15 protein-coding genes and 1 pseudogene are annotated in these 18,273 nt (G+C 72.5%); 10 read left to right on the top strand and 6 right to left on the bottom strand.

All coding sequences use genetic code 11. The annotated features are described in order from the left end of the window. The first annotated feature begins 89 nt into the window (after positions 1–89). Together ACFPQ9_RS11245 and ACFPQ9_RS11240 are read left to right on the top strand one after the other, a co-directional pair. On the top strand, positions 90–1,310 hold the full coding sequence (locus ACFPQ9_RS11245) for an amidohydrolase family protein (protein WP_380850639.1): 1,221 nt from the start codon (positions 90–92) through the stop codon (positions 1,308–1,310). A 30-nt stretch (positions 1,311–1,340) separates the two neighbouring features. Then, positions 1,341–1,481: pseudogene (locus ACFPQ9_RS11240) on the top strand (ferredoxin); the annotation flags it as partial. 37 nt (positions 1,482–1,518) lie between these two features. Here ACFPQ9_RS11240 and ACFPQ9_RS11235 read toward each other — a convergent pair. From ACFPQ9_RS11235 to ACFPQ9_RS11220, 4 genes are all read right to left on the bottom strand, one after another. After that, on the bottom strand, positions 1,519–2,292 hold the full coding sequence (locus ACFPQ9_RS11235; protein WP_380850637.1) for a glycosyltransferase family 2 protein: 774 nt from the start codon (positions 2,290–2,292) through the stop codon (positions 1,519–1,521). Positions 2,293–2,540: 248 nt separating this feature from the next. Continuing rightward, a complete protein-coding gene (locus ACFPQ9_RS11230; protein ID WP_380850634.1) occupies positions 2,541–6,572 on the bottom strand; it encodes an nSTAND1 domain-containing NTPase in 4,032 nt (1,343 codons plus the stop codon). 382 nt (positions 6,573–6,954) lie between these two features. After that, positions 6,955–7,878 carry an RNA polymerase sigma-70 factor gene (locus ACFPQ9_RS11225; protein ID WP_380850631.1) on the bottom strand — a complete coding sequence of 308 codons (924 nt, stop codon included), beginning with the start codon at positions 7,876–7,878 and terminating at the stop codon, positions 6,955–6,957. A 28-nt stretch (positions 7,879–7,906) separates the two neighbouring features. Continuing rightward, positions 7,907–8,380 (bottom strand): carboxymuconolactone decarboxylase family protein, encoded by a 474-nt coding sequence (locus ACFPQ9_RS11220; RefSeq protein ID WP_380850628.1) that lies wholly within the window; start codon positions 8,378–8,380, stop codon positions 7,907–7,909. Positions 8,381–8,543: 163 nt separating this feature from the next. Here ACFPQ9_RS11220 and ACFPQ9_RS11215 point away from each other — a divergent pair, with 163 nt between their 5' ends. From ACFPQ9_RS11215 to ACFPQ9_RS11205, 3 genes are all read left to right on the top strand, one after another. Then, positions 8,544–11,225 carry a winged helix-turn-helix domain-containing protein gene (locus ACFPQ9_RS11215; protein ID WP_380851029.1) on the top strand — a complete coding sequence of 894 codons (2,682 nt, stop codon included), beginning with the start codon at positions 8,544–8,546 and terminating at the stop codon, positions 11,223–11,225. 29 nt (positions 11,226–11,254) lie between these two features. Then, positions 11,255–11,773, top strand: coding sequence for a hypothetical protein (locus ACFPQ9_RS11210; RefSeq protein WP_380850625.1), 519 nt, complete (start codon positions 11,255–11,257; stop codon positions 11,771–11,773). Positions 11,774–11,936: 163 nt separating this feature from the next. Then, positions 11,937–12,134, top strand: coding sequence for a hypothetical protein (locus ACFPQ9_RS11205; protein ID WP_380850622.1), 198 nt, complete (start codon positions 11,937–11,939; stop codon positions 12,132–12,134). Positions 12,135–12,211: 77 nt separating this feature from the next. Here ACFPQ9_RS11205 and ACFPQ9_RS11200 read toward each other — a convergent pair whose 3' ends face one another. Further along, positions 12,212–13,624, bottom strand: a complete 1,413-nt coding sequence (locus ACFPQ9_RS11200; protein ID WP_380850620.1) for a DUF2252 domain-containing protein — start codon at positions 13,622–13,624, stop codon at positions 12,212–12,214. Between the two features lie 215 nt (positions 13,625–13,839). On the opposite strand from ACFPQ9_RS11200, the gene ACFPQ9_RS11195 reads away from it, so the two are divergent. The 4 genes from ACFPQ9_RS11195 (at position 13,840) to ACFPQ9_RS11180 (ending at position 17,460) form a co-directional block, all read left to right on the top strand. Beyond that, complete coding sequence (locus ACFPQ9_RS11195) at positions 13,840–14,481, top strand: HdeD family acid-resistance protein (RefSeq protein WP_380850617.1); 642 nt, start codon at positions 13,840–13,842, stop codon at positions 14,479–14,481. 79 nt (positions 14,482–14,560) lie between these two features. Beyond that, positions 14,561–15,019, top strand: a complete 459-nt coding sequence (locus ACFPQ9_RS11190) for a PLDc N-terminal domain-containing protein (RefSeq protein ID WP_380850614.1) — start codon at positions 14,561–14,563, stop codon at positions 15,017–15,019. A 65-nt stretch (positions 15,020–15,084) separates the two neighbouring features. Further along, positions 15,085–15,504 (top strand): DUF7144 family membrane protein, encoded by a 420-nt coding sequence (locus ACFPQ9_RS11185; RefSeq protein ID WP_380850611.1) that lies wholly within the window; start codon positions 15,085–15,087, stop codon positions 15,502–15,504. Between the two features lie 54 nt (positions 15,505–15,558). Beyond that, a complete protein-coding gene (locus tag ACFPQ9_RS11180; RefSeq protein WP_380850608.1) occupies positions 15,559–17,460 on the top strand; it encodes a glycoside hydrolase family 15 protein in 1,902 nt (633 codons plus the stop codon). A 17-nt stretch (positions 17,461–17,477) separates the two neighbouring features. Here the strand turns inward: ACFPQ9_RS11180 and ACFPQ9_RS11175 are convergent, their stop codons facing one another. Further along, on the bottom strand, positions 17,478–17,714 hold the full coding sequence (locus ACFPQ9_RS11175; protein ID WP_380850605.1) for a twin-arginine translocase TatA/TatE family subunit: 237 nt from the start codon (positions 17,712–17,714) through the stop codon (positions 17,478–17,480). A gap of 146 nt (positions 17,715–17,860) precedes the next feature. Here ACFPQ9_RS11175 and ACFPQ9_RS11170 point away from each other — a divergent pair, with 146 nt between their 5' ends. Next, the gene (locus ACFPQ9_RS11170) at positions 17,861–18,268 is read left to right on the top strand and encodes a BlaI/MecI/CopY family transcriptional regulator (protein ID WP_380850602.1); all 408 of its coding nucleotides are present in this window, start codon (positions 17,861–17,863) and stop codon (positions 18,266–18,268) included. The last annotated feature ends 5 nt before the right edge of the window (positions 18,269–18,273 follow it).

Raw genomic sequence — 18,273 nt, 5'->3', positions numbered from 1 at the left:
CCAAGGCTCCCCGAGGCGCCCTCTCTTGCCGCCCCTCGACCCGACGCCTACCCTGAATCTGATGGGTCGTCAGATTCGGGAGGCATGGCGTGGCCAGTACCGAGAGCGGCACGAAGGACCTGCCCAGGGTCATCAGCGTGGACGATCATGTGATCGAGCCCGCGCATCTCTTCGAGACCTGGCTCCCGGCCAAGTACCGGGACCGGGGTCCGAAGCCCCTCACCGCCGGGATCGGTGAACTCGAGTACATCGGCGGGAAGTACCGGTTCACCACGGACCCGGAGGGTCAGCTCACCGACTGGTGGGAGTACGAGGGCGACCTGTTCCCGTACAAACGCATCATCGCGGCCGTCGGCTTCTCCCGGGACGAGATGACGCTCGACGGCATCACGCGCGAGCAGATGCGCCGCGGCTGCTGGGACCCGAAGGCGCGGCTCGCGGACATGGACATCAACCATGTCGAGGCCTCGCTCTGCTTCCCCACCTTCCCGCGCTTCTGCGGCCAGACCTTCGCGGAGGCCAAGGACAAGGAGGTCGGGCTGGCCTGTGTGCGCGCCTACAACGACTGGATGGTGGAGGAGTGGTGCGGTGACAGCGGCGGCCGGCTGATCCCGCTGTGCCTGATCCCGCTGTGGGACATCGACCTCGCGGTCGCGGAGATCCACCGCAACGCGGCGCGCGGGGTGCGCGCGGTGACGTTCAGCGAGATCCCCACCTATCTCGGGCTGCCGTCCATCCACTCCGGCTACTGGGACCCGTTCTTCGCGGCCTGCGAGGAGACCGGCACGGTCGTCAACATGCACATCGGCAGCAGCTCCCAGATGCCGGCCGCGTCCCCGGACGCCCCGCCCGCCGTGCAGGCCTCGCTGAGCTTCAACAACGCCATGGCGTCGATGATGGACTTCCTCTTCTCGGGGGTGCTGGTGAAGTTCCCCCGCCTCAAACTGGCTTACAGCGAGGGCCAGATGGGCTGGATCCCGTACGCCCTGGAGCGCGCGGACGACGTCTGGGAGGAGCACCGGGCGTGGGGCGGCGTGAAGGACCTGATCCCCGAGCCTCCGTCGATGTACTACTACCGCCAGATCTTCTGCTGCTTCTTCCGGGACAAGCACGGCATCGAGGCGATCGAGACGGTCGGCGTCGACAACGCGACCTTCGAGACCGACTATCCGCATGTCGACTCCACCTGGCCGGAGACCAGGCGGGTCGCCGCGGAACACGTCGGCGGGCTCTCCGACGAGGTCGCCTACAAGCTGCTGCGCGGAAACGCGATCCGGATGCTCGATCTCCCCTTTGACCAGCAGCGCTAGAAGGGGCCGGTGCGTACGACGGGAGCGCGGATGAAGATCTCCATCGACCCGAACCTCTGTTACGGCTCGGGCGAGTGCGCGTACCGGGCGCCGGCGGTCTTCGACTTCGTGGACGACTACGGCGTGGTGCGACCGGGACGGGAGGCGAGCTTCGACGACCCGCGGGTGCGGTAGGCCGTCGAGAACTGCCCGTCCCAGGCCACCTCCCTCACCGACCAGCGGGCGGGTAGCGCCAGCCGGACGAGCCCAGCGCCCGTGCCCTGGCGGCCACCACCGCCATCCGCGCGGCGCGTTCGGCGGGGTCGACGTGCGCGGCCTGCCCCGTCGCCTGGCCGTCCCACTTGCGGTAGAGCAGCCCCGTGCGCGCCGAGAACCAGCCCCGGCTCACGGAGTTCAGCGCGAGCAGCAGGCCGGTGTCCTCGGACGCCGGCAGGGCCATCCAGCCGCCCAGCGTGAGCAGCAGGTCCCGGCGCACGCACAGGGTCGCCGGGTGAACCTGGGCGCGGAAGTCGTTGGCCTGCCAGAAGTCGAGCACGGCGCCCGGCTCGATCGGCCCGTCGTCGGGGTCGCCGGGGAAGCCGGCCGTGCTGCCGTCCGGCAGCAGGTCCAGGGCGCGGGAGGTCGTCCAGCCGACGGTGCGGTCGGCCTCCAGTACGGCGAGATCGCGGGCCAGCGTCCCCGGGGTGAGCCGGTCGTCGGCGTCCAGGATCTTCACGTACTCGCCCTCGGCGTGCGCCAGCGCGAGCGTGCGGGCCACCCCCGGGCCGCCGGGGCGTCCCTGACGGAAGGTCACCCGGGGGTCGTCGGGGACATGGGGACGGACCTCGTCCGTGCGGCCGTCCTCCTGGATCACCCAGTGCCACTCCCAGCCGGGCGGCAACTCCTGCGCCCGCAGCGACTCATGGGCCTCGGGCAGAAACCTCGCCGAAGGGGCGTGGACAGCGGTGACGACGATGACGCGCCGGGACACGGCGGCGTTCACCACCCTTCCCTCGTGCGACGCGGCACGGCGGACGGCGTCGGACGGCATCGGACATGAGAAGACCCGATCGCTGGCGACGGGGGATGCACCAGCGATCGGGCTGGGACCAACAGTAACAAGGCTGCCTGCCTCACGGGAGCCGCCTCCTCGGCTGTGAGGAGGCGTTGTGATCGGGATCACGGAAACCGCTGTCCGCTGAGGCCGTTCTCCCTCATTTGCGTCGCAGCGTGGTCACTGAGCGCACCGGACTAGCGCGAACACGGCGGTTCGTACGACAGCCGGGGCAGGTACTCGTGCCACTTGTCCCGGGTCAGCACGCCCTGAGTGGTGGAGCAGACGCGGCTGATCGCCTGGTCCACGTCGAGGTTCCACAGCCGCACGGTGTCGGTGCCGCTGGAGACGCCGAGCATGTGGCTGGTGGGGCTGAAGGAGAGGAAGTTGCCCGTCTTGGCGTTGGGGCTCATCGCCTGGCCGATCGCGGACGCGTCGGACGGGTCGGCGACGTTCCACAGCCGGACGGTGTTGTCGTTGCCGCCGCTCGCCAGATAGTGCCCGCCCTGGCTGAACGTCAGCGACACGAGCGCCTCGGTGTGACCGGTGAGCGGGGAGCCCAGCCCGCTCGCCGCGCTCGGGTCGGCGACGTCCCACAGCCGTACGGTGTCGTCGTCGCTGCCGCTGGCCAGCGTGTGGCCGTCCGGGGTGAAGTCGAGCGCGTTGACGGGACCGGTGTGCCCGGTGAGCCGGGCCAGCGCCTTCGGGTGGTCCGGCTCGGCCACGTCCCACAGCCGCACGGTGGCGTCCGCGCTGCCGCTGGCCAGCGTGTGGCCGCCCGGGCCGAAGTCCAGGGAGTTGATGTAGCCGGTGTGGCCGGTGATCGGCTCCCCGAGCGGGACGACATGGGCGAGGTCGGAGACGTTCCACAGCCGGATCGTGCGGTCGTCGTAGGCAGTGGCCAGGGTGCGGCCGTCCGGGCTGAACGCCAGGGCGTCGGGGCCCATGAACCGGGTGCGCAGGGTGAGGGGCGGGCCGAGCCGGACCGGCCGGGAAGGGTCGCGGATGTCCCACAGATGGACCGCGCGGTTGCCGGTCAGCACCGCGAGGGTGCGGCCGTCGGGGGAGAACACCAGGGAGCGCTGGCCGCCGTCGCCGGGCATGAAGGGCGTGTTCAGCAGGACGGGCCTCGCGGGCTTCGCCACGTTCCACAGCCGGACGCTGCCGTCCCGGGCGGCCGTGGCGAGCACCTTGCCGTCCGGCCGGAACGCCCCGCTGCGGCCGATCATGTCGGACGTCGGGATCGACCACAGCCGGACCTTGCTGTCGCCGCTGCCGGTGGCCAGGGTGCGGCCGTCGGGGCTGAAGCCCAGCGCGTACATCTCGCCGCTGGCACCCGCGAGGGGCTCGCCGACCTGGGAGGGATACGCCGGGTCGCTGACGTTCCACAGACTCGCGGTGCTGTCCGCGCTGGCGGCGGCGAGCGTGTTGCCGTCGGGGTTGAAGGCCACCGACCAGATGGGGCCGGTGTGGCCGGTCAGCGGCGCGCCGAGCTGCCGGCCGCGGCGCGGGTCGGCCACGTCCCACAGCCGGATCGTGTCGTCCGCGCTGCCGCTGGCGAGCGTGCGGCCGTCCGGGCTGAAGGCGACCGAGTGCACCAGGTCGGTGTGGCCGCCGAGCGTGGCGAGCTGCTCGGGACGGTCCGGCGCGGTGACGTCCCACAGCCGGATGGTGTCATCGTCGCCCCCGGCCGCGAGGGTGTCGCCGTCCGGGCTGAACGCCACCGACCGCACGGCGGCGTCGGCCTCGGCGAGCGTGGCGAGCGCTTTCGGGCGCTTCGGGTCGGCGACGTTCCACAGCCGTACGGTGCGGTCCTCGCTGACGGAGGCGAGGGTGCGGCCGTCCGGGCTGAAGGCGACCAGGTAGATCGTGCCCTTGTGGCCGGTCAGGGGCGCGCCGATCGGCCGCGGCCGGCTCGGCCGTGTCACGTCCCACAGCCGGACCGTGCCGTCGTCGGCGGCGCTGGCGAGGGTGCGGCCGTCGGGGCTGAAGACCGCGCTGCTCACCCAGCTCCTGTGCCCGGTCAGCGGCTTGCCCAGCGGCTTGGGCCGGTCCCGGTCGGCGACGTCCCACAGCCGTACGGTCCGGTCGTAGCTGGCGGTGGCCAGGAGCCGTCCGTCCGGGCTGAAGGAGGTGAGGTAGACGGCGCCCGTGTGGCCGCGCAGGGGGGTGGCCAGCGGCGCGTTCACGATGGAGATCAGCCGGCTGGTGGTGTCCTCGTCGTCCGGGCGCAGCCGGTGCGCCACCAGGTCGAGCTGGGCGGACAGCGAGGGGTCGGTGTACTGGAACCGGTCCGCCTCGGCGAGCACCTGCGCGAACATCGCGTCGTTGCGCTGGTCCCAGGCGACCACCGCCGCGCCGACGGCCAGCATCGCCAGCGCGACCAGCGCCGCGACCGCGCCGCGCAGGATCCACACGGTGCGCCGGCGCAGCCGGACCGAGGCGGCCAGGAACTCCACCGCGCCACGGGTCAGGAACGTGTCCCCGGCCGACCGCGCCCAGCCGCGCGCCTGCTCCAGCCGGGAACCCCGGTACAGCAGCGACGAGTCACGGTCGGAGGCCTCCCAGGCCCGGCCGTCCTCCTCCAGTCGCTGGCGCAGCAGATTGCCCTGCCGGTCCTCGTCGATCCAGTCCCGCAGCCGTGGCCAGGCGTGCAGCAGTGCCTCGTGGGTGATCTCCACGGTCTCCGCGTCCAGGGTGACCAGACGGGCGCGCACCAGCGCTTCGAGGGACTCCTCGGTCTTGCCCGGGTCCGTGGACTCGGCCGCGAGCTGCCGCCGGGTGCCGCGGCGCCGGGTCGTCTGGGTGTCCTCGCCGAGCCGGACCAGCCGGAGCAGCAGCAGCCGGGCGGCCGTGCGGGCTGCGGGGTCCAGGCCGGACCAGGCACGCTCGGCGGTGGCGGCGACCGCGCCCTGGATGCCGCCCGCGGCCCGGTATCCGGCGACCGTCAGCCGGCCCCCTTTGCGCCGCTGCCAGGTGGCGAGCAGCGCGTGTGACAGCAGGGGCAGCGCGCCCGCGTCATGGGTCCCGCGCGGCCCGTCCGCGCTGACCTCCCGCACGATCAGCTCGGCCAGTCCCGGCTCCAGCTCGAGACCGACCGCCTTGGCCGGCCCGGTCACCGCCTCCCGCAGCTCCGGGGTGGTCAGCGGCCCGAGCACCATGTGCCGGTGCTGGAGGGCGTCGGCCAGCTCCGCGTGGGCGAGGCACTGCTCGTAGAAGTCGGCACGGATGCCGAGGACGACGAGGACGGGCGGCGGGTCGCCGGGTTCGGCGGGGGTGCAGGCGGCATGGAGGAGCTTGACGAAGGCGCGGCGGTCGGACTCGTCGGGGCAGAGGGTGAAGGTCTCCTCGAACTGGTCGACGATCAGCACCGCGGGCGCGGTGGCCGAGGCCTCGCGGCGGGCCCACGCGGCCACGGCCTCGCGGGCGGTGCGCACGAAGTCGGCACAGGGCTCGTGGGCGTCCGCCTCGGTGGTCTCCTCCGGACCGCCGTCCGGGTCGTCCGCCTCCGGCGTCCGGTCGGGGCCGGCCGAGGCGATGACGTCGGTGAGCTCCGGTATCCGGCGGGACAGCTCCGCGAGCGGATCGCCGCCCGGAACCAGCTGGACGACCGTGCCGCCCCCGGCGTTCGCACCGCCGAGCGCCCCCTCGCGCAGGGCGGGCACCAGACCGGCGTTCAGCAGGGAGGACTTCCCGGCGCCCGAGGCGCCGACCAGCATGACCAGGCCGCCGCTCTTCTCCACCGCGCGCAGCTGGGCGACCAGGGCGTCGGTGCTGCGCTCCCGGCCGAAGAACCAGCGGGCGTGCTCCTGCCGGTAGGAGGCGAGCCCCCGGTACGGGCACACACCGCCGGACATCGCGGGCGCCTCGGGCGGAGTCTGCTCCTCCTCTTCCCCGGCCGTCGCCCGCTCCCACAGCCGCTGCCACTGACCGAGGTCGTAGAGTCCGGCGGACACGGGAGTGGGCCGCTCGCGCCGCGCCTGCGGGATCAGCACGTGCAGGACGGCCGACAGGGCGGCGAACTGCGCGGGTACGTTCCGGGCCCGGCGCCAGTCACTGATCCGCTGTGCCGAGACCCGTACGGGCCGCCCCCGCTCGTCGACCCGCTGGAGCCGGACGACCGCCTCGGCCACGCTCTTCAGGGGTGGATTCCCGGCCTCCCTGTAGAGCAGCGCGAGCCGTTCCGCGAAGGCTGTGCGCGCCGACGAGTCGGAACTCAAGGCCTGCACTCCTTTACTCAGCCGCACCTGGGCATCCGGACCGGAAAACTCACCTTATACGGCTGACCTGCGGTTAATGCGGTGTCCGGAGACCGGAACCTCCTCGCCGGCACCCTCGGCTGGCAGGATCACGACGCAAGTGCGCACCTCTCGCGCGTCGCCCAGGCAGGCCACCAGGCCGGAGCTCGGAGACACCACTCATGGCGCCGCATGTTCTCGGACACCTTTCACCGGATCAACTTCCGCAGCAACCGGAAGCACGTCGCGCCGCCCAGGTCCTGCTCGATCCGCTCTGACCCCCGGCCCCGCCGGCCGCGGGTCACGGATCGACGCCGCCCCGCCGTTCGGCACCGGTCCCCACGAGGGGAGGGACCGGTGCCGGACGATGCGGTCAGGAGCCCTGCCGGGGAGCCCGCTTCAGCTCGCGGGTGATCTCCCAGGCGTCGGCCACCGGACCCATGTGCCCCAGCTTGTCGGGGTTGAGGACCGTACGGATCGTCTGGATCCGCCCGTCGAGCACATCGAGCACCAGGGTCTGGAGCACCCTGCCGTCCCGGTCGCGGTAGACGGCGCCCGGCTGGCCGTTGATCTCGTGCGGCTCGAAGGACACCTCGACGCGGGCCAGCCGCGGGACGACGGAGGCGAGCAGCCGGGCCACGTTCTCCGCCCCGACGACCGCCCGGGCCAGTTGCGGGGCCTTGCCGCCGCCGTCCCCGACGAGCTGCGCGTCGGCGGCCAGCAGATTCCGCAGAGCGCCCACATCACCGTCCTTCAGCGCCTCGAAGAACCGGCTCGCCAGCTCCTGGCGCTCCTGCCGGTCGGCCGCGAACCGGGGCCGGCCGGCCGCCATGTGCCGCCGCGCGCGGACCACCAGCTGACGGCACGCCGCCTCCGACCGGTCCACCGCCGCGGCGATCTCGTCGAACCCGAAGCCGAAGACCTCCCGCAGCACGAACACCGCCCGCTCCAGCGGACTGAGCCGCTCCAACAGCAGCAGCGCGGCCATCGACACCGAGTCGGCCAGCTCCGTCGCCCGCGCCGGATCCTCGTACGGGTCGCTCAGCAGCGGCTCCGGGAACCACGGCCCGGTGTACTCCTCCCGCCGCACCCGCGCCGAACGCAGCACGTCGATCGAGATCCGCGTGACCGTGGCCGACAGATACGCCTTGGCCGAGGCGGGCCGGGTCGAGGAGCCGTCGTAGCGCAGCCAGGCCTCCTGCACCGCGTCCTCGGCCTCGGCCACGCTGCCCAGGATCCGGTAGGCGATCGAGAACAGCAGCGGCCGCAGCGCCTCGAACTCCCCGACCTTGCTCATCGCAACCCCCTGATGGTGTTCCGGCCGGTCAGTGGAACTGGCCGACCTCGTAGGCGCCGGCCGGCTGGCGGGTCATGACGTTCAGCCGGTTCGCCAGGTTCATGAACGAGATCAGCAACAGCAGCATCCCCAGCTGTTCCTCGTCGTAGTGCCGGGCGGCGTTCTCCCACACCGTGTCGCAGACCCCGCCCGCCCCGTCCGCGATCCGGGTCCCGGCCTCCGCCAGCTCCAGCGCGGCCCGCTCCGCCTCGCTGAAGACGGTGGCCTCCCGCCACGCCGCCACCAGGTGCAGCCGCACCGCGCTCTCCCCGGCCGCGGCGGCCTCCTTGGTGTGCATGTCGACGCAGACCGCGCACCCGTTGATCTGGCTCACCCGCAGGGACACCAGCTCCTGGGTCGCGGCCGGCAGCGCCGAGTCCTTGACGACCCTGCCCGCCGCCATGACGTGCTTGAGGGCCTTGCCGGTGACCGGGTCGGCGAAGAAGTTCAGACGCGCGTCCATGGGTGCTCCCTTGGCTGTCGTAGTGGCTACACCCACGGGACGAGATGGCCCGGGCCCCTGTGACATGGGTGGATGTGACCTGCGTCTCGGTGCCTCTCCTCGCCGGAAGGCCGAGGTGAGGCGGCTTTCGGACCTTGACGAGCAGGAACGCGGCAAAGCTGTGATGGTGGTGGGGGGAGCAGATCCCCGATCGCGCAGGGCGGTGATCGCTGTGGTGGTGAGCGACGAAATCCCGGACGAACCGGCCGCCGATCACGTCGATCCGCTGGGCGACCCGTACTTGCGGACCCGGTTCGCGCTGCCGGCCCGGCCGGGCACCTTCCTGCGGCGCGAGCGGCTGGTCGACCATCTCGACCAGGCCCTGAGGACCCCGCTGACGATGGTCAACGGCGCCGCGGGCGCCGGCAAAACCCTGCTGGTCGCCGACTGGGCCGCCGGCCTCGGGCAGCCGGTCGCCTGGCTCACGCTCGACCCGGCACTCCAGAGCCCCGGCATGTTCTGGGCCCATCTCCTACAGGCTCTGCGCACCGTCGGAGTGCCGGTCGCCGACGACATCCGCTGCCCCGCGAACCGGGTGAGCCGCACCCTGCTGACCCGGCTCGCCGCGCAGCTCGGCGACAGCGGCCGGATGGTGACCGTGGTGCTCGACGAGTACGACCGCGTCAGCTCCCCGGAGCTGTCCGAACAGCTGGAGTTCGTGCTGCACCACGCCGGGCCCGGACTGCGCCTGGTCATCGTCACCCGCACCGAACCGCTGCTGCCGCTGCACCGCTACCGCACGGCCGGCACGATGACCGAGATCCGCAACGCCGAGCTGGCGTTCACGCCCGAGGAGACCGTCGCCCTGCTGGAACTGCACGGGCTGTGCCTGCCCGTCCACGCGGCGGACGCCCTCGTGGGCCGCACCCGGGGCTGGGCGGCCGGGCTCCGGCTGTGCGCCCTGGCCGCGCGGCAGCAGCCGGACCCGGAGGGCTATCTCAAGGAGTTCGAGGCCGGGCACAGCACGGTCGCCGACTTCCTGCTGGCGGAGGTCCTCAAACGGCAGCCGCCGCCCACCCAGGACCTCCTGCTGCGGGTCAGCGTCCTGGAACGCTTCTGTGTCGGCCTTGCGGGCGAGCTGACCGGACGGACCGACGCCGAGTCCATCCTCGCCGGGCTGCACCGCGAGAACGCCTTCGTGGAGGACCTCGGACACACCTGGTACCGCCTGCACCCGCTGTTCCGGGAGATCCTGCGCGCCCATCTGCGCGAGCGCTGCGCCGACCTGGAACCGGAGCTGCACCTGCGGGCCGCGCGCTGGCTGGGCCGCTCCGGGCTGCTGCCGGAGATGCTGGCCCACGGCGCGGCGGCGGGCGAGTGGGACTTCACCGCCGGCGCCCTCGTCGACGACCTGGCGATCGGCCAGCTCTTCACCGGCCTGCGCTCCGACGAACTGACCGAGCTGTTCTCCGGCATGGGACCCGGCACCACGAGCCCCGCCGCGGACCTGGTCCGCGCGGCCCGCGACCTGTCCCAGTGCGACCTGGACCGGGCGCTGGCCCATCTCCAGCACGCCGAGGAGCAACTGGCCGCCGACGGCTCCCGCCCCGCGGCGGCCCAGCTGAGCTGCGCCCTGCTGCAGGCCCTGGCGGCCCGGCTCGCCGGGTCCCCGCGCCGCGCGGAGGAGGCCGTACGGACCGCCCGTGAGCTGGAGCGGGAGGTCCCCGCCCAGCTGCTCGACAAGCACCCCGAGCTGCCCGCCCTGCTGCTGACGCACCTGGGCTCGGCACGGCTGTGGGCCGGGCGCTTCGACGCGGCACGGGATGCCCTGACCACCGTCGCCGACAGCACCGCCGGCGCCGCCACGGCCCTGCCGCGGGAGGAGTCCCTGGAGCATCTGGCGCTCATCGACTACCTCGACGGCTGGCCGACCCGCGCGGAACGCAAGGCCGTCGCGGCGATGACCGAGACCGAGCGGTTCAGCCTGCCGCAGGCGTCCGGCTCCGCCCTCGGACGCCTGGTCCTGGCCGCGGTCGCCGTGGACCGGGGCGAGCTGGCCGAGGCCGAGGAACTCCTCGACCGGGCCGACGAGTGCCCGCCGCGCGACCCGGTGACGGCCGCGGGCCGCTCGATCGCGACCGCCCATCTCCTGCTGGCCCGGGGCAGGGCGCGCGCCGCCCTGGAGGCCGCCGAGGCCGCCGTGACCGCCGACGTGGCCTCCCCCTGGGAGCGCGGCCACGCCGCCCTGGTCGCCTCGGCCGCCCATCTGGCCGAGGGCCGGCCGCGGGAGGCGGCGGAGCTGCTGGAGCCGGTGGCCGGCCGGCAGCCCACCTGCGCGGTGGGCGCGGCGCGGGCCCACCTCGCGGCGGGCGACCCGGACGCGGCCCTGAGCCTGCTCGACGTCGTCGGCACCGAGGAGCGCACCGGCCCGGCGCTGCTCGTACGGGCCACGCTGCTGCGGGCCCAGGCCGCGCACGCGCGGGGCGACGCCGCCACCGTGCGCAGACTGCTCGCCCGCGCCCTGACGGAGGCCCGGCGCGAGCGGCTGCGGCTGCCGTTCCTGGAGGCGGGGGGATGGGTCGGGCCCTACCTGGCCACCGCACCGCTGCGCGGGCTCGCGGCGGGCTGGCTCATGCCGTCCGCCGCCGCCGACGAGCCCGGGCCGCTGCTCGTGGAGCACCTGAGCGGGCGGGAGCGCGATGTGCTCCAGCGGCTCGCCCAGATGATGTCGACCGAGGACATCGCCGCCGATCTGTACGTCTCCGTGAACACGGTGAAGACCCACCTCAAGAGCGTCTACCGGAAGCTGGCGGTCAACCGCCGGGGCGACGCCGTACGCCGAGCCCGCGAGCTGCACCTGCTGTGACGCACGCGCGCCGACCCCGGGAGGCGGCCATGTCCCCGACCGACCCGCCCACCGCGCGCGAGCGCCGGGCGGAGCACCGAGCGAGCGCCGACTACACCGGCGGCGTCTACGGCTCCATGCTCGCCGCCTCCGTGATCATCGGCGCCGGCGCGCTGGGCGACTATCCGCGCGCGGAGCTGGTCGCGCTGCTGCTGGTGACCGGTCTGGTCTTCTGGGTGGCGCATGTGCACGCCCAGCTCTTCGGCGCCCGCCTGGCCCAGCACCCCCTGAACCGGCGGACCGTGCTGCACGTGTGCCGGGACGAGTGGCCGATCGTCAAGGCGGCCGTCCCGCCGGCCGTGGCGGTGGCCGTCAGCCCGCTCCTGGGGCTCGACGTGTCGGGAGCCGCGTGGCTCGCCCTGTCCGTGGCGGTGGCCGGGCAGGTCGGCTGGTCGGTGGCCGCGGCGCGGCGGGCCGGCGCCACCCGGCGGCTGATGGCCGTCTCCGCCTCGGTCAATCTGCTGCTCGGTCTGCTGATCATCGTCTTCAAGATCGTCGTGACGCACTGATTCCCGTCGCGCTGACTCCCTTCGTAACTGACTCCCGTCGCGGGAAGCGCGACATTTTCCCTTCGCGAGGCGGGTCACCTGCACCGGGTGAGGTGGCGACCCCGCCAGGAGCGGGACCATGTCCGAGGCAGGTCTGCCAGCGGCTGTCGGCGGGAGGCAGCACATGCGCTACGAGATCCGTGTCGAAGGACATGTGTCGAAGACCCTGGCCAAGGTCTTTCCGGAACTGGATCACGTGGTCATGTCCGGACAGACGGTGCTGTTCGGTCCCGTCGTCGACGACGCCCACCTCTACGGCCTGCTGGCCCGCTGCCAGTCGCTGGGCCTGCGGGTACTGGAGATGCGCCGGCTGCCCGACTGACCGCCGAGGCGGTGCCCGACTGACCGCCGAGGCGGTGGTGAACCGGCCGCCCGGCCGTCCTCAGAAGTCCTTCGTCCTCAGAGGTCCTTCGCCCGCACGCGGCCCGAGCGGGCGGCGACGCCCAGTGCCTCGAAGTCCCGCTCGTTCTGGTCGGCGTAGGCCTGCGCGAACTCGATCAGCGCACGGTCGAAGCGGTCGCTGCCGCCCAGGTAGGCGGCGATGGCGACGGGGTCGCCGGAGCGGGCGTGGGCGCGCGCGAGGCTGCCTCCGCACACATCGCCGAACAGGCGCAGCATGGCGGGGTCCCAGGTCTCCGGCCGGGCGATGCCCTTCCAGTCCCGCAGCTGGCGTACGTAGAAGTCCCGGCCGCGGCCGTCGAGGCCGCTGACGATGTGGGTCCAGCCCAGGAAGATGTCGCTGGTCGTCTGGATCAGCCGCTGTCCCGTCACCACGCGGCGGCCCTGGTTGTCGAAGCGCACATGGCCGTCGGTGTGCGCGGCCAGTACCGACTCCTGGGCCTCCTTGGCCTGGAGCAGCAGGGGATCGTCGTCGTCCCGGCCGAGCAGCAGGATGATCCAGCAGCGGGTGCCGACGCTGCCGACGCCCACCACCTTCCGGGCGATGTCGACCAGGTGGTAGTGGCTCAGCAGATGCCGCCGCTCGGACGACAGGGTCTTCACGTACTCCTCGAAGACGGTCTGCAGTTCCTTGGCCTCGTCGCCCGCGCCCGAGCCGGACATCAGGTCGCTGAGCGGGATGATCAGCGGAGGGTCCGGCGCGATCCGCAGGCCCTCCGCGGTGACCCGGGTGAGTTTGGCGAACGCCTGGAGATAGGTGCGCGTACGGGCCTTGGCGGTCGCCCGGGCCGTGCGGCGCCTGGCGTCCTTGCTCATCGAGGACGCCATCAGCTCACGCAGGTGGTCGGCGTCGTCCTGCGCGTACCAGATGTCCAGGGTGCGCATCCCGGCGAACTCCCGCATCCGCGTCCGGTAGGCCCGCATACATGCCCGTACGGCCGCGTTCTGCTCGGCGGTGGAGAACTCGTTCGCGCGGCCCGCAATCACGAAGCTGGCCGCCAGCCGTTTGACGTCCCACTCGAACGGGCCGGGAAACGTCTCGTCGAAGTCGTTGATGTCGAAGACCAGATGGCGTTCCGGGGAGGCCAGCAGCCGGAAGTTCAGCAGATGGGCGTCCCCGCAGAGCTGCACCGTCAGATCCGTGTGCGGCATCCGGCCCAGGTCCATCGCCATGATGGCCGCGGCGCCCCGGTAGAAGCGGAACGGCGACTCCAGCATCCGGCCGTAGCGGATCGGCACCAACTCCGGGACCCGCTGGGCCGACTGGCGCTCGATCACCTCGATCGGGTCGGTCCGGTCCCCCGAGTCGTACCGGCCCTGGCCGGAACGGGAGACACGGCTGCGGGCGCTTCTGCCGTACGCGGCCCGCTCCTCGGGCGACAGCGAAGCCGCGAACGCACTCGGTACCGACATGGCTCACCCTCCACCTCCGGGCGGCCGTGGCGCTCCTGGCGCGCAGAACCGGCGGACCCTTCCACCCCACCTCATCGCCGCCGCCCCGTTCGCGGATCACCCGTGAGGGGTGACCCGGCCCGCGGCGGCGAGCGCGACGCTGGCCCGGTGAGGGTGCCGCACACCGTTCCGTCGACGGTCCGGTGGTCGCCGGCCGTATCACGCGAGGAGGAGCCATGACCGTTCCGCGGGGTCCGGGACCGGACACCGGGCCTGATCCGCTGGCCGACGGGACGGGCCCCGCCGCCGGCCAGGACACCGAGCGGCTGCTGGCCGATCTCGGCGGCTCGTGGCTGTGGCTGCTGGGGTCGGCGGTGGCCGCGCTGGTGCCGGGCATCCTGGCCCTGGCCTGGCCGGACGCCACCCTGCACGTCCTGGCGGTGATCATCGGGCTGTATCTGCTGGTGACGGGTGCGTTCCGGTTCGTCTCGTCCTTCGCCCGTGAGCAGGGCGACCGCCATCTGGGACTGCTCGCCGCGGCGCTGTACGTCCTCGCCGGCGTCCTGTGTCTGCGCCACCCGCTCCAGACGATCGCCGCGCTCTCCCTGATCGTGGGGGCCGTCTGGGTCGTCACGGGCATGCTGACCGCCTGGACGGCCCTGGCCGCCAAGGGGCTGCCGCATCGCGGGTTCGTCCTCGTCGCCGGGCTGCTCGGCGTCATCGCGGGCATCGTGGTGCTGGCCACGCCCAGCCAGTCCGCCGTCGTCCTGACCAGGCTGGTCGGCCTCTGGCTGCTGCTGCTCGGGCTGACCGAGCTGGGCCTCGCCCTCGCCTGGCGGTCCGCGCTGCACCGGGCAGGCTTCACCCGCCCAGGGTGAGGACGTTCCCGTTGAGCATGCGCACGCTGAAAGCGGCGGGGACGGCAGCCGAGTACCCCGCCCGGGACGGAGGCAGACGATGAGCACGACCACGTACCTCGCCTACGACTATCCGCTGTTGAGCATGTTCTGGACGCTCCTGTGGTTCTTCCTGTGGATCATGTGGTTCGTCCTGCTCTTCCGGATCATCGGCGACATCTTCCGCGACGACAGCCTGAGCGGCTGGGGCAAGACCGGCTGGCTGGTCTTCTGCATCGTGCTGCCCTTCCTCGGCGTGTTCGTGTACCTCATCGCCCGCGGCAAGTCGATGGGCCAGCGCGAGATCGACCATGCCCAGAAGCAGCAGCGGATGTTCGACGACTACGTCCGCGACCGGGCCGGTGAGGCCAAGAAGCCCAGCAGCGCCGAAGAGCTCGCCAAGCTTTCCGAGATGCGCTCCCACGGCGACATCACGGACGACGAGTTCCGCCGTGCCAAGGAACTCGTCCTCAGCGGCGCCGGCCCGTCCGGCCGCAGCGACTCCGCCACCCCGTCCTGACCGACGCACCCGAGACCGACGCACCCGAGCACGCCCTGAGCACGCAAAAGGAAGTGAGGAACACCATGGCCGCCATGCAGTCCAAGCAGGCGCACGAGACCAAATACGCCTGGGCCGGGGGCCTGACGGTCTTCGCCGCCGTCATGCTCACGATCGCGGGCCTCATCGCCGTCTTCCGCGGCATCATGGGGATCGCCGAGGACGACGTCTTCGTCGCCACTCGCAACTACGTCTTCGAGTTCGACCTCACCGGCTGGGGCTGGGTCCATCTCATCCTCGGCGCGGTCGCCGTGATCATCGGCATCGGGCTGTTCCAGCCGGCGATGTGGGCCCGGGTCGGTGGCGTGGCCATCGCAGGGCTGATCATCATCGCCAACTTCCTCTCCCTGCCCTACTACCCGGTCTGGTCGGTCGTGCTGATCGCCATGTCCGGGTTCATCATCTGGGCGCTGTGCGTCTCGCGGAAGGACGACGCCACCGTCTAGCCGCGGTCGCCGGCCGTGCGTCCGGGTCCCCGTCCACCCGCCCAGGAGGGGCTCGTGAACCAGTACCCACCCATCGCGGAGCACGGCATGGTCGGCGACCTCCAGACGGCAGCCCTCGTGTCCTCCGAGGGCACCGTCGACTGGTGGTGCACACCCCGCTTCGACTCGCCCAGCCTGTTCGCCTCGCTCCTGGACAGCGAGCGCGGCGGCCACTGCCGGCTGGCGGCGGAGCCGCCCGACGGCGGGATGAGCGTGCGCCAGCTGTATCTGTCCGACACCGCGATCCTGCTCACCCGGTTCATGGCGCCGGGCGGCGTCGGCGAGGTGGCCGACTTCATGCCGCCCGTCGAGTCGCCCGCCGCCACGGACCGGCACTGTCTGATCCGGCTCATCAGGGTCGTACGCGGCAGCCTGCCGTTCGCCTTCGCGTGCCGCCCGCGCTTCGACTACGGCCGCGCCCCGCACAGCCTGACCCGGACCGACGACCACCGGGCCGTGCTGCGCGGACCCGGCACCGACCTGCATGTGCAGACCACCGCAGACATCGCCCTGCACGCCGAAGGGGACGACGTCACCGCCCGCTTCACACTGTCGGCCGGCCAGATCGCCGGCGTCGTGCTGACCAGCACGGCCGGCGGCGCCGCGGCCCCGGCCCCGCCGTCCCTTCAGGAGGCGATCGGTCAACTGGAGCACTGCCGGGCCTTCTGGCTGTCGTGGCTGCGTTCGTGCACCTACCGGGGCCGCTGGCAGGACGTGGTGAACCGGTCGGCCATCACGCTCAAGCTCCTCACCTACGCCCCCACCGGGGCGCCCGTCGCCGCGGCCACCATGGGCCTGCCCGAGCAGATCGGCGGCGAGCGCAACTGGGACTACCGCTACACCTGGATCCGCGACGCCTCGCTGTCCGTACGGGCGCTGATCGACCTGGGCTTCCAGGACGAGGCCTACGCCTTCCGGCGCTGGCTGCGCGACCGCATCGACGCCGGCGGCTCGGCCACCGGGGACCCCTTGCAGATCATGTACCGGGTCGACGGCGACCCGCTGCTGACCGAGGAAACCCTCGACCACCTGGAGGGCTACCAGGGCTCACGGCCCGTGCGGGCCGGCAACGCCGCCGCCGACCAGCTCCAGCTCGACATCTACGGCGAGGCCGCCGACGCCCTGATCGTCGGCCGGGACATCGGCGCGCTCCGCGGCTGGAAGTCGCTGAGCGGGGTGCTGGACTGGCTGTGCGACCACTGGGACCGGCCCGACGAGGGCATCTGGGAGACCCGGGGCGGGCGGCAGAACTTCACCTACAGCCGGCTGATGACCTGGGTCGCGTTCGACCGCGGCATCCGCGCCGCTCTCTACACCTCCCGGCCGGCCGAGACCGAGCGCTGGACGCGCGCCCGCAACGCGGTGTTCCGGCAGATCGTCGAGCAGGGCTGGCACGACAAACGGCAGGCGTTCGTCCAGCACTTCGACACCGACGTCCTGGACGCCTCGCTGCTGCTCATGCCCCGGGTCGGCTTCGTCTCCGCGCACGATCCGGACTGGCTGAGCACTCTCGACGCCATGAACCACGACCTGGTCAGCGACAGTCTGGTCTACCGCTACGACCCGGCGGCCTCCCCGGACGGCCTGCGCGGCTCCGAGGGCACCTTCAACCTGTGCAGCTTCCTCTACGTCGAGGCCCTCGCCCGCAGCGGCCGGCTCGCCCGGGCCCGCTACGCCTTCGACAAAATGCTGACCTACGCCAACCATGTCGGCCTGTTCGCCGAGGAGATCGGCCCCTCCGGCGAGCAACTCGGCAACTTCCCCCAGGCGTTCACGCATCTGGCGCTGGTCACCGCGGCGATGGCGCTGGACGAGGAGCTGAACCGGGAGGGCACCGACCCGAGAGAGGCCGACCACCTGGACCACCTGCACGTCACCGTCCACGGCCTGGTCACCCGCCCCGGATCCAGGAGCTGAGTCGTCGATCGCCGCGGTCACTGCCGCGGCTGCTGCGTACCCTGCCCGTTCGGTTCGTCCGTGCCCGGCGTGACCGTCTCGCCCGGGATCACCCGGGGCGTCGCCGGGTCGTCCTCGTCCTTCGTGGCCCTGGCCTCGGCCTTGAGGATGCGCGCCGACTTGCCCGCCGAACGGGCCAGTTCGGGCAACTTCTTCGCGCAGAGGACGGCTATGACGACGATGAGGATGACGGCGACTTCACTCAGTCCGAACATGGGGTCCTGTCCTCCAGGTGAGCAGGGACGCCGGGGTGCTGCGGCGCCCAGGCCCGAAGCGTAGCCCGACCCCTTTCTGCTTTCCTTACGATGTACGGCCCGATGTATCGCACATGACGTGCAGGCCGGCGGAAGGGAGACAGGGCATGGCGGATCACCGGCAGGCACCCCGGCGCCGGGGACAGGGTGAGCTGGAGGCGCTGGTCCTGTCGGCGCTGGCCGAGGCGGACGGGCCGGCGACGGCCGGCTGGGTCCAGGAGCGTCTCGGCGGGGACCTCGCCTATACGACGGTGATCACGATCCTGACCCGGCTGCTGGCCAAGGGCGCGGTGACCCGGGAGCGGGCCGGCCGGTCCTTCGCGTGGACGCCGGTCTCGGACCAGGCGGGCCTGGCCGCGCACCGGATGCGCCGGGTGCTGGACGCCGAGAGCGACCGGGAGGCCGTGCTGGCCAGCTTTGTCACGGGCCTCGGGCCGGACGACGAACGGCTGCTGCGCGACCTGCTCGGCCGGGCCGGCGGCGTGCGTCGGTCCCGGGACGAAGGGGAAGACTGACGCCT

This window comes from Streptomyces coerulescens (genome assembly GCF_042657965.1).
Taxonomy (GTDB): domain Bacteria; phylum Actinomycetota; class Actinomycetes; order Streptomycetales; family Streptomycetaceae; genus Streptomyces; species Streptomyces coerulescens.
The sequence above is the reverse complement of the archived record's forward strand: the minus strand, read 5'-3'. Positions and strand labels throughout refer to the sequence as shown.

What these genes read in the sequence shown, in the direction of transcription:
- ACFPQ9_RS11225 (WP_380850631.1), bottom strand. Translation starts at nt 7,878, where the DNA reads ATGAGCAAGGTCGGGGAGTTCGAGGCGCTGCGGCCGCTGCTGTTCTCG.
- ACFPQ9_RS11220 (WP_380850628.1), bottom strand. Translation starts at nt 8,380, where the DNA reads ATGGACGCGCGTCTGAACTTCTTCGCCGACCCGGTCACCGGCAAGGCC.
- ACFPQ9_RS11215 (WP_380851029.1), top strand. Translation starts at nt 8,544, where the DNA reads ATGGTGGTGGGGGGAGCAGATCCCCGATCGCGCAGGGCGGTGATCGCT.
- ACFPQ9_RS11210 (WP_380850625.1), top strand. Translation starts at nt 11,255, where the DNA reads ATGTCCCCGACCGACCCGCCCACCGCGCGCGAGCGCCGGGCGGAGCAC.
- ACFPQ9_RS11205 (WP_380850622.1), top strand. Translation starts at nt 11,937, where the DNA reads ATGCGCTACGAGATCCGTGTCGAAGGACATGTGTCGAAGACCCTGGCC.
- ACFPQ9_RS11200 (WP_380850620.1), bottom strand. Translation starts at nt 13,624, where the DNA reads ATGTCGGTACCGAGTGCGTTCGCGGCTTCGCTGTCGCCCGAGGAGCGG.
- ACFPQ9_RS11195 (WP_380850617.1), top strand. Translation starts at nt 13,840, where the DNA reads ATGACCGTTCCGCGGGGTCCGGGACCGGACACCGGGCCTGATCCGCTG.
- ACFPQ9_RS11190 (WP_380850614.1), top strand. Translation starts at nt 14,561, where the DNA reads ATGAGCACGACCACGTACCTCGCCTACGACTATCCGCTGTTGAGCATG.
- ACFPQ9_RS11185 (WP_380850611.1), top strand. Translation starts at nt 15,085, where the DNA reads ATGGCCGCCATGCAGTCCAAGCAGGCGCACGAGACCAAATACGCCTGG.
- ACFPQ9_RS11175 (WP_380850605.1), bottom strand. Translation starts at nt 17,714, where the DNA reads ATGTTCGGACTGAGTGAAGTCGCCGTCATCCTCATCGTCGTCATAGCC.
- ACFPQ9_RS11170 (WP_380850602.1), top strand. Translation starts at nt 17,861, where the DNA reads ATGGCGGATCACCGGCAGGCACCCCGGCGCCGGGGACAGGGTGAGCTG.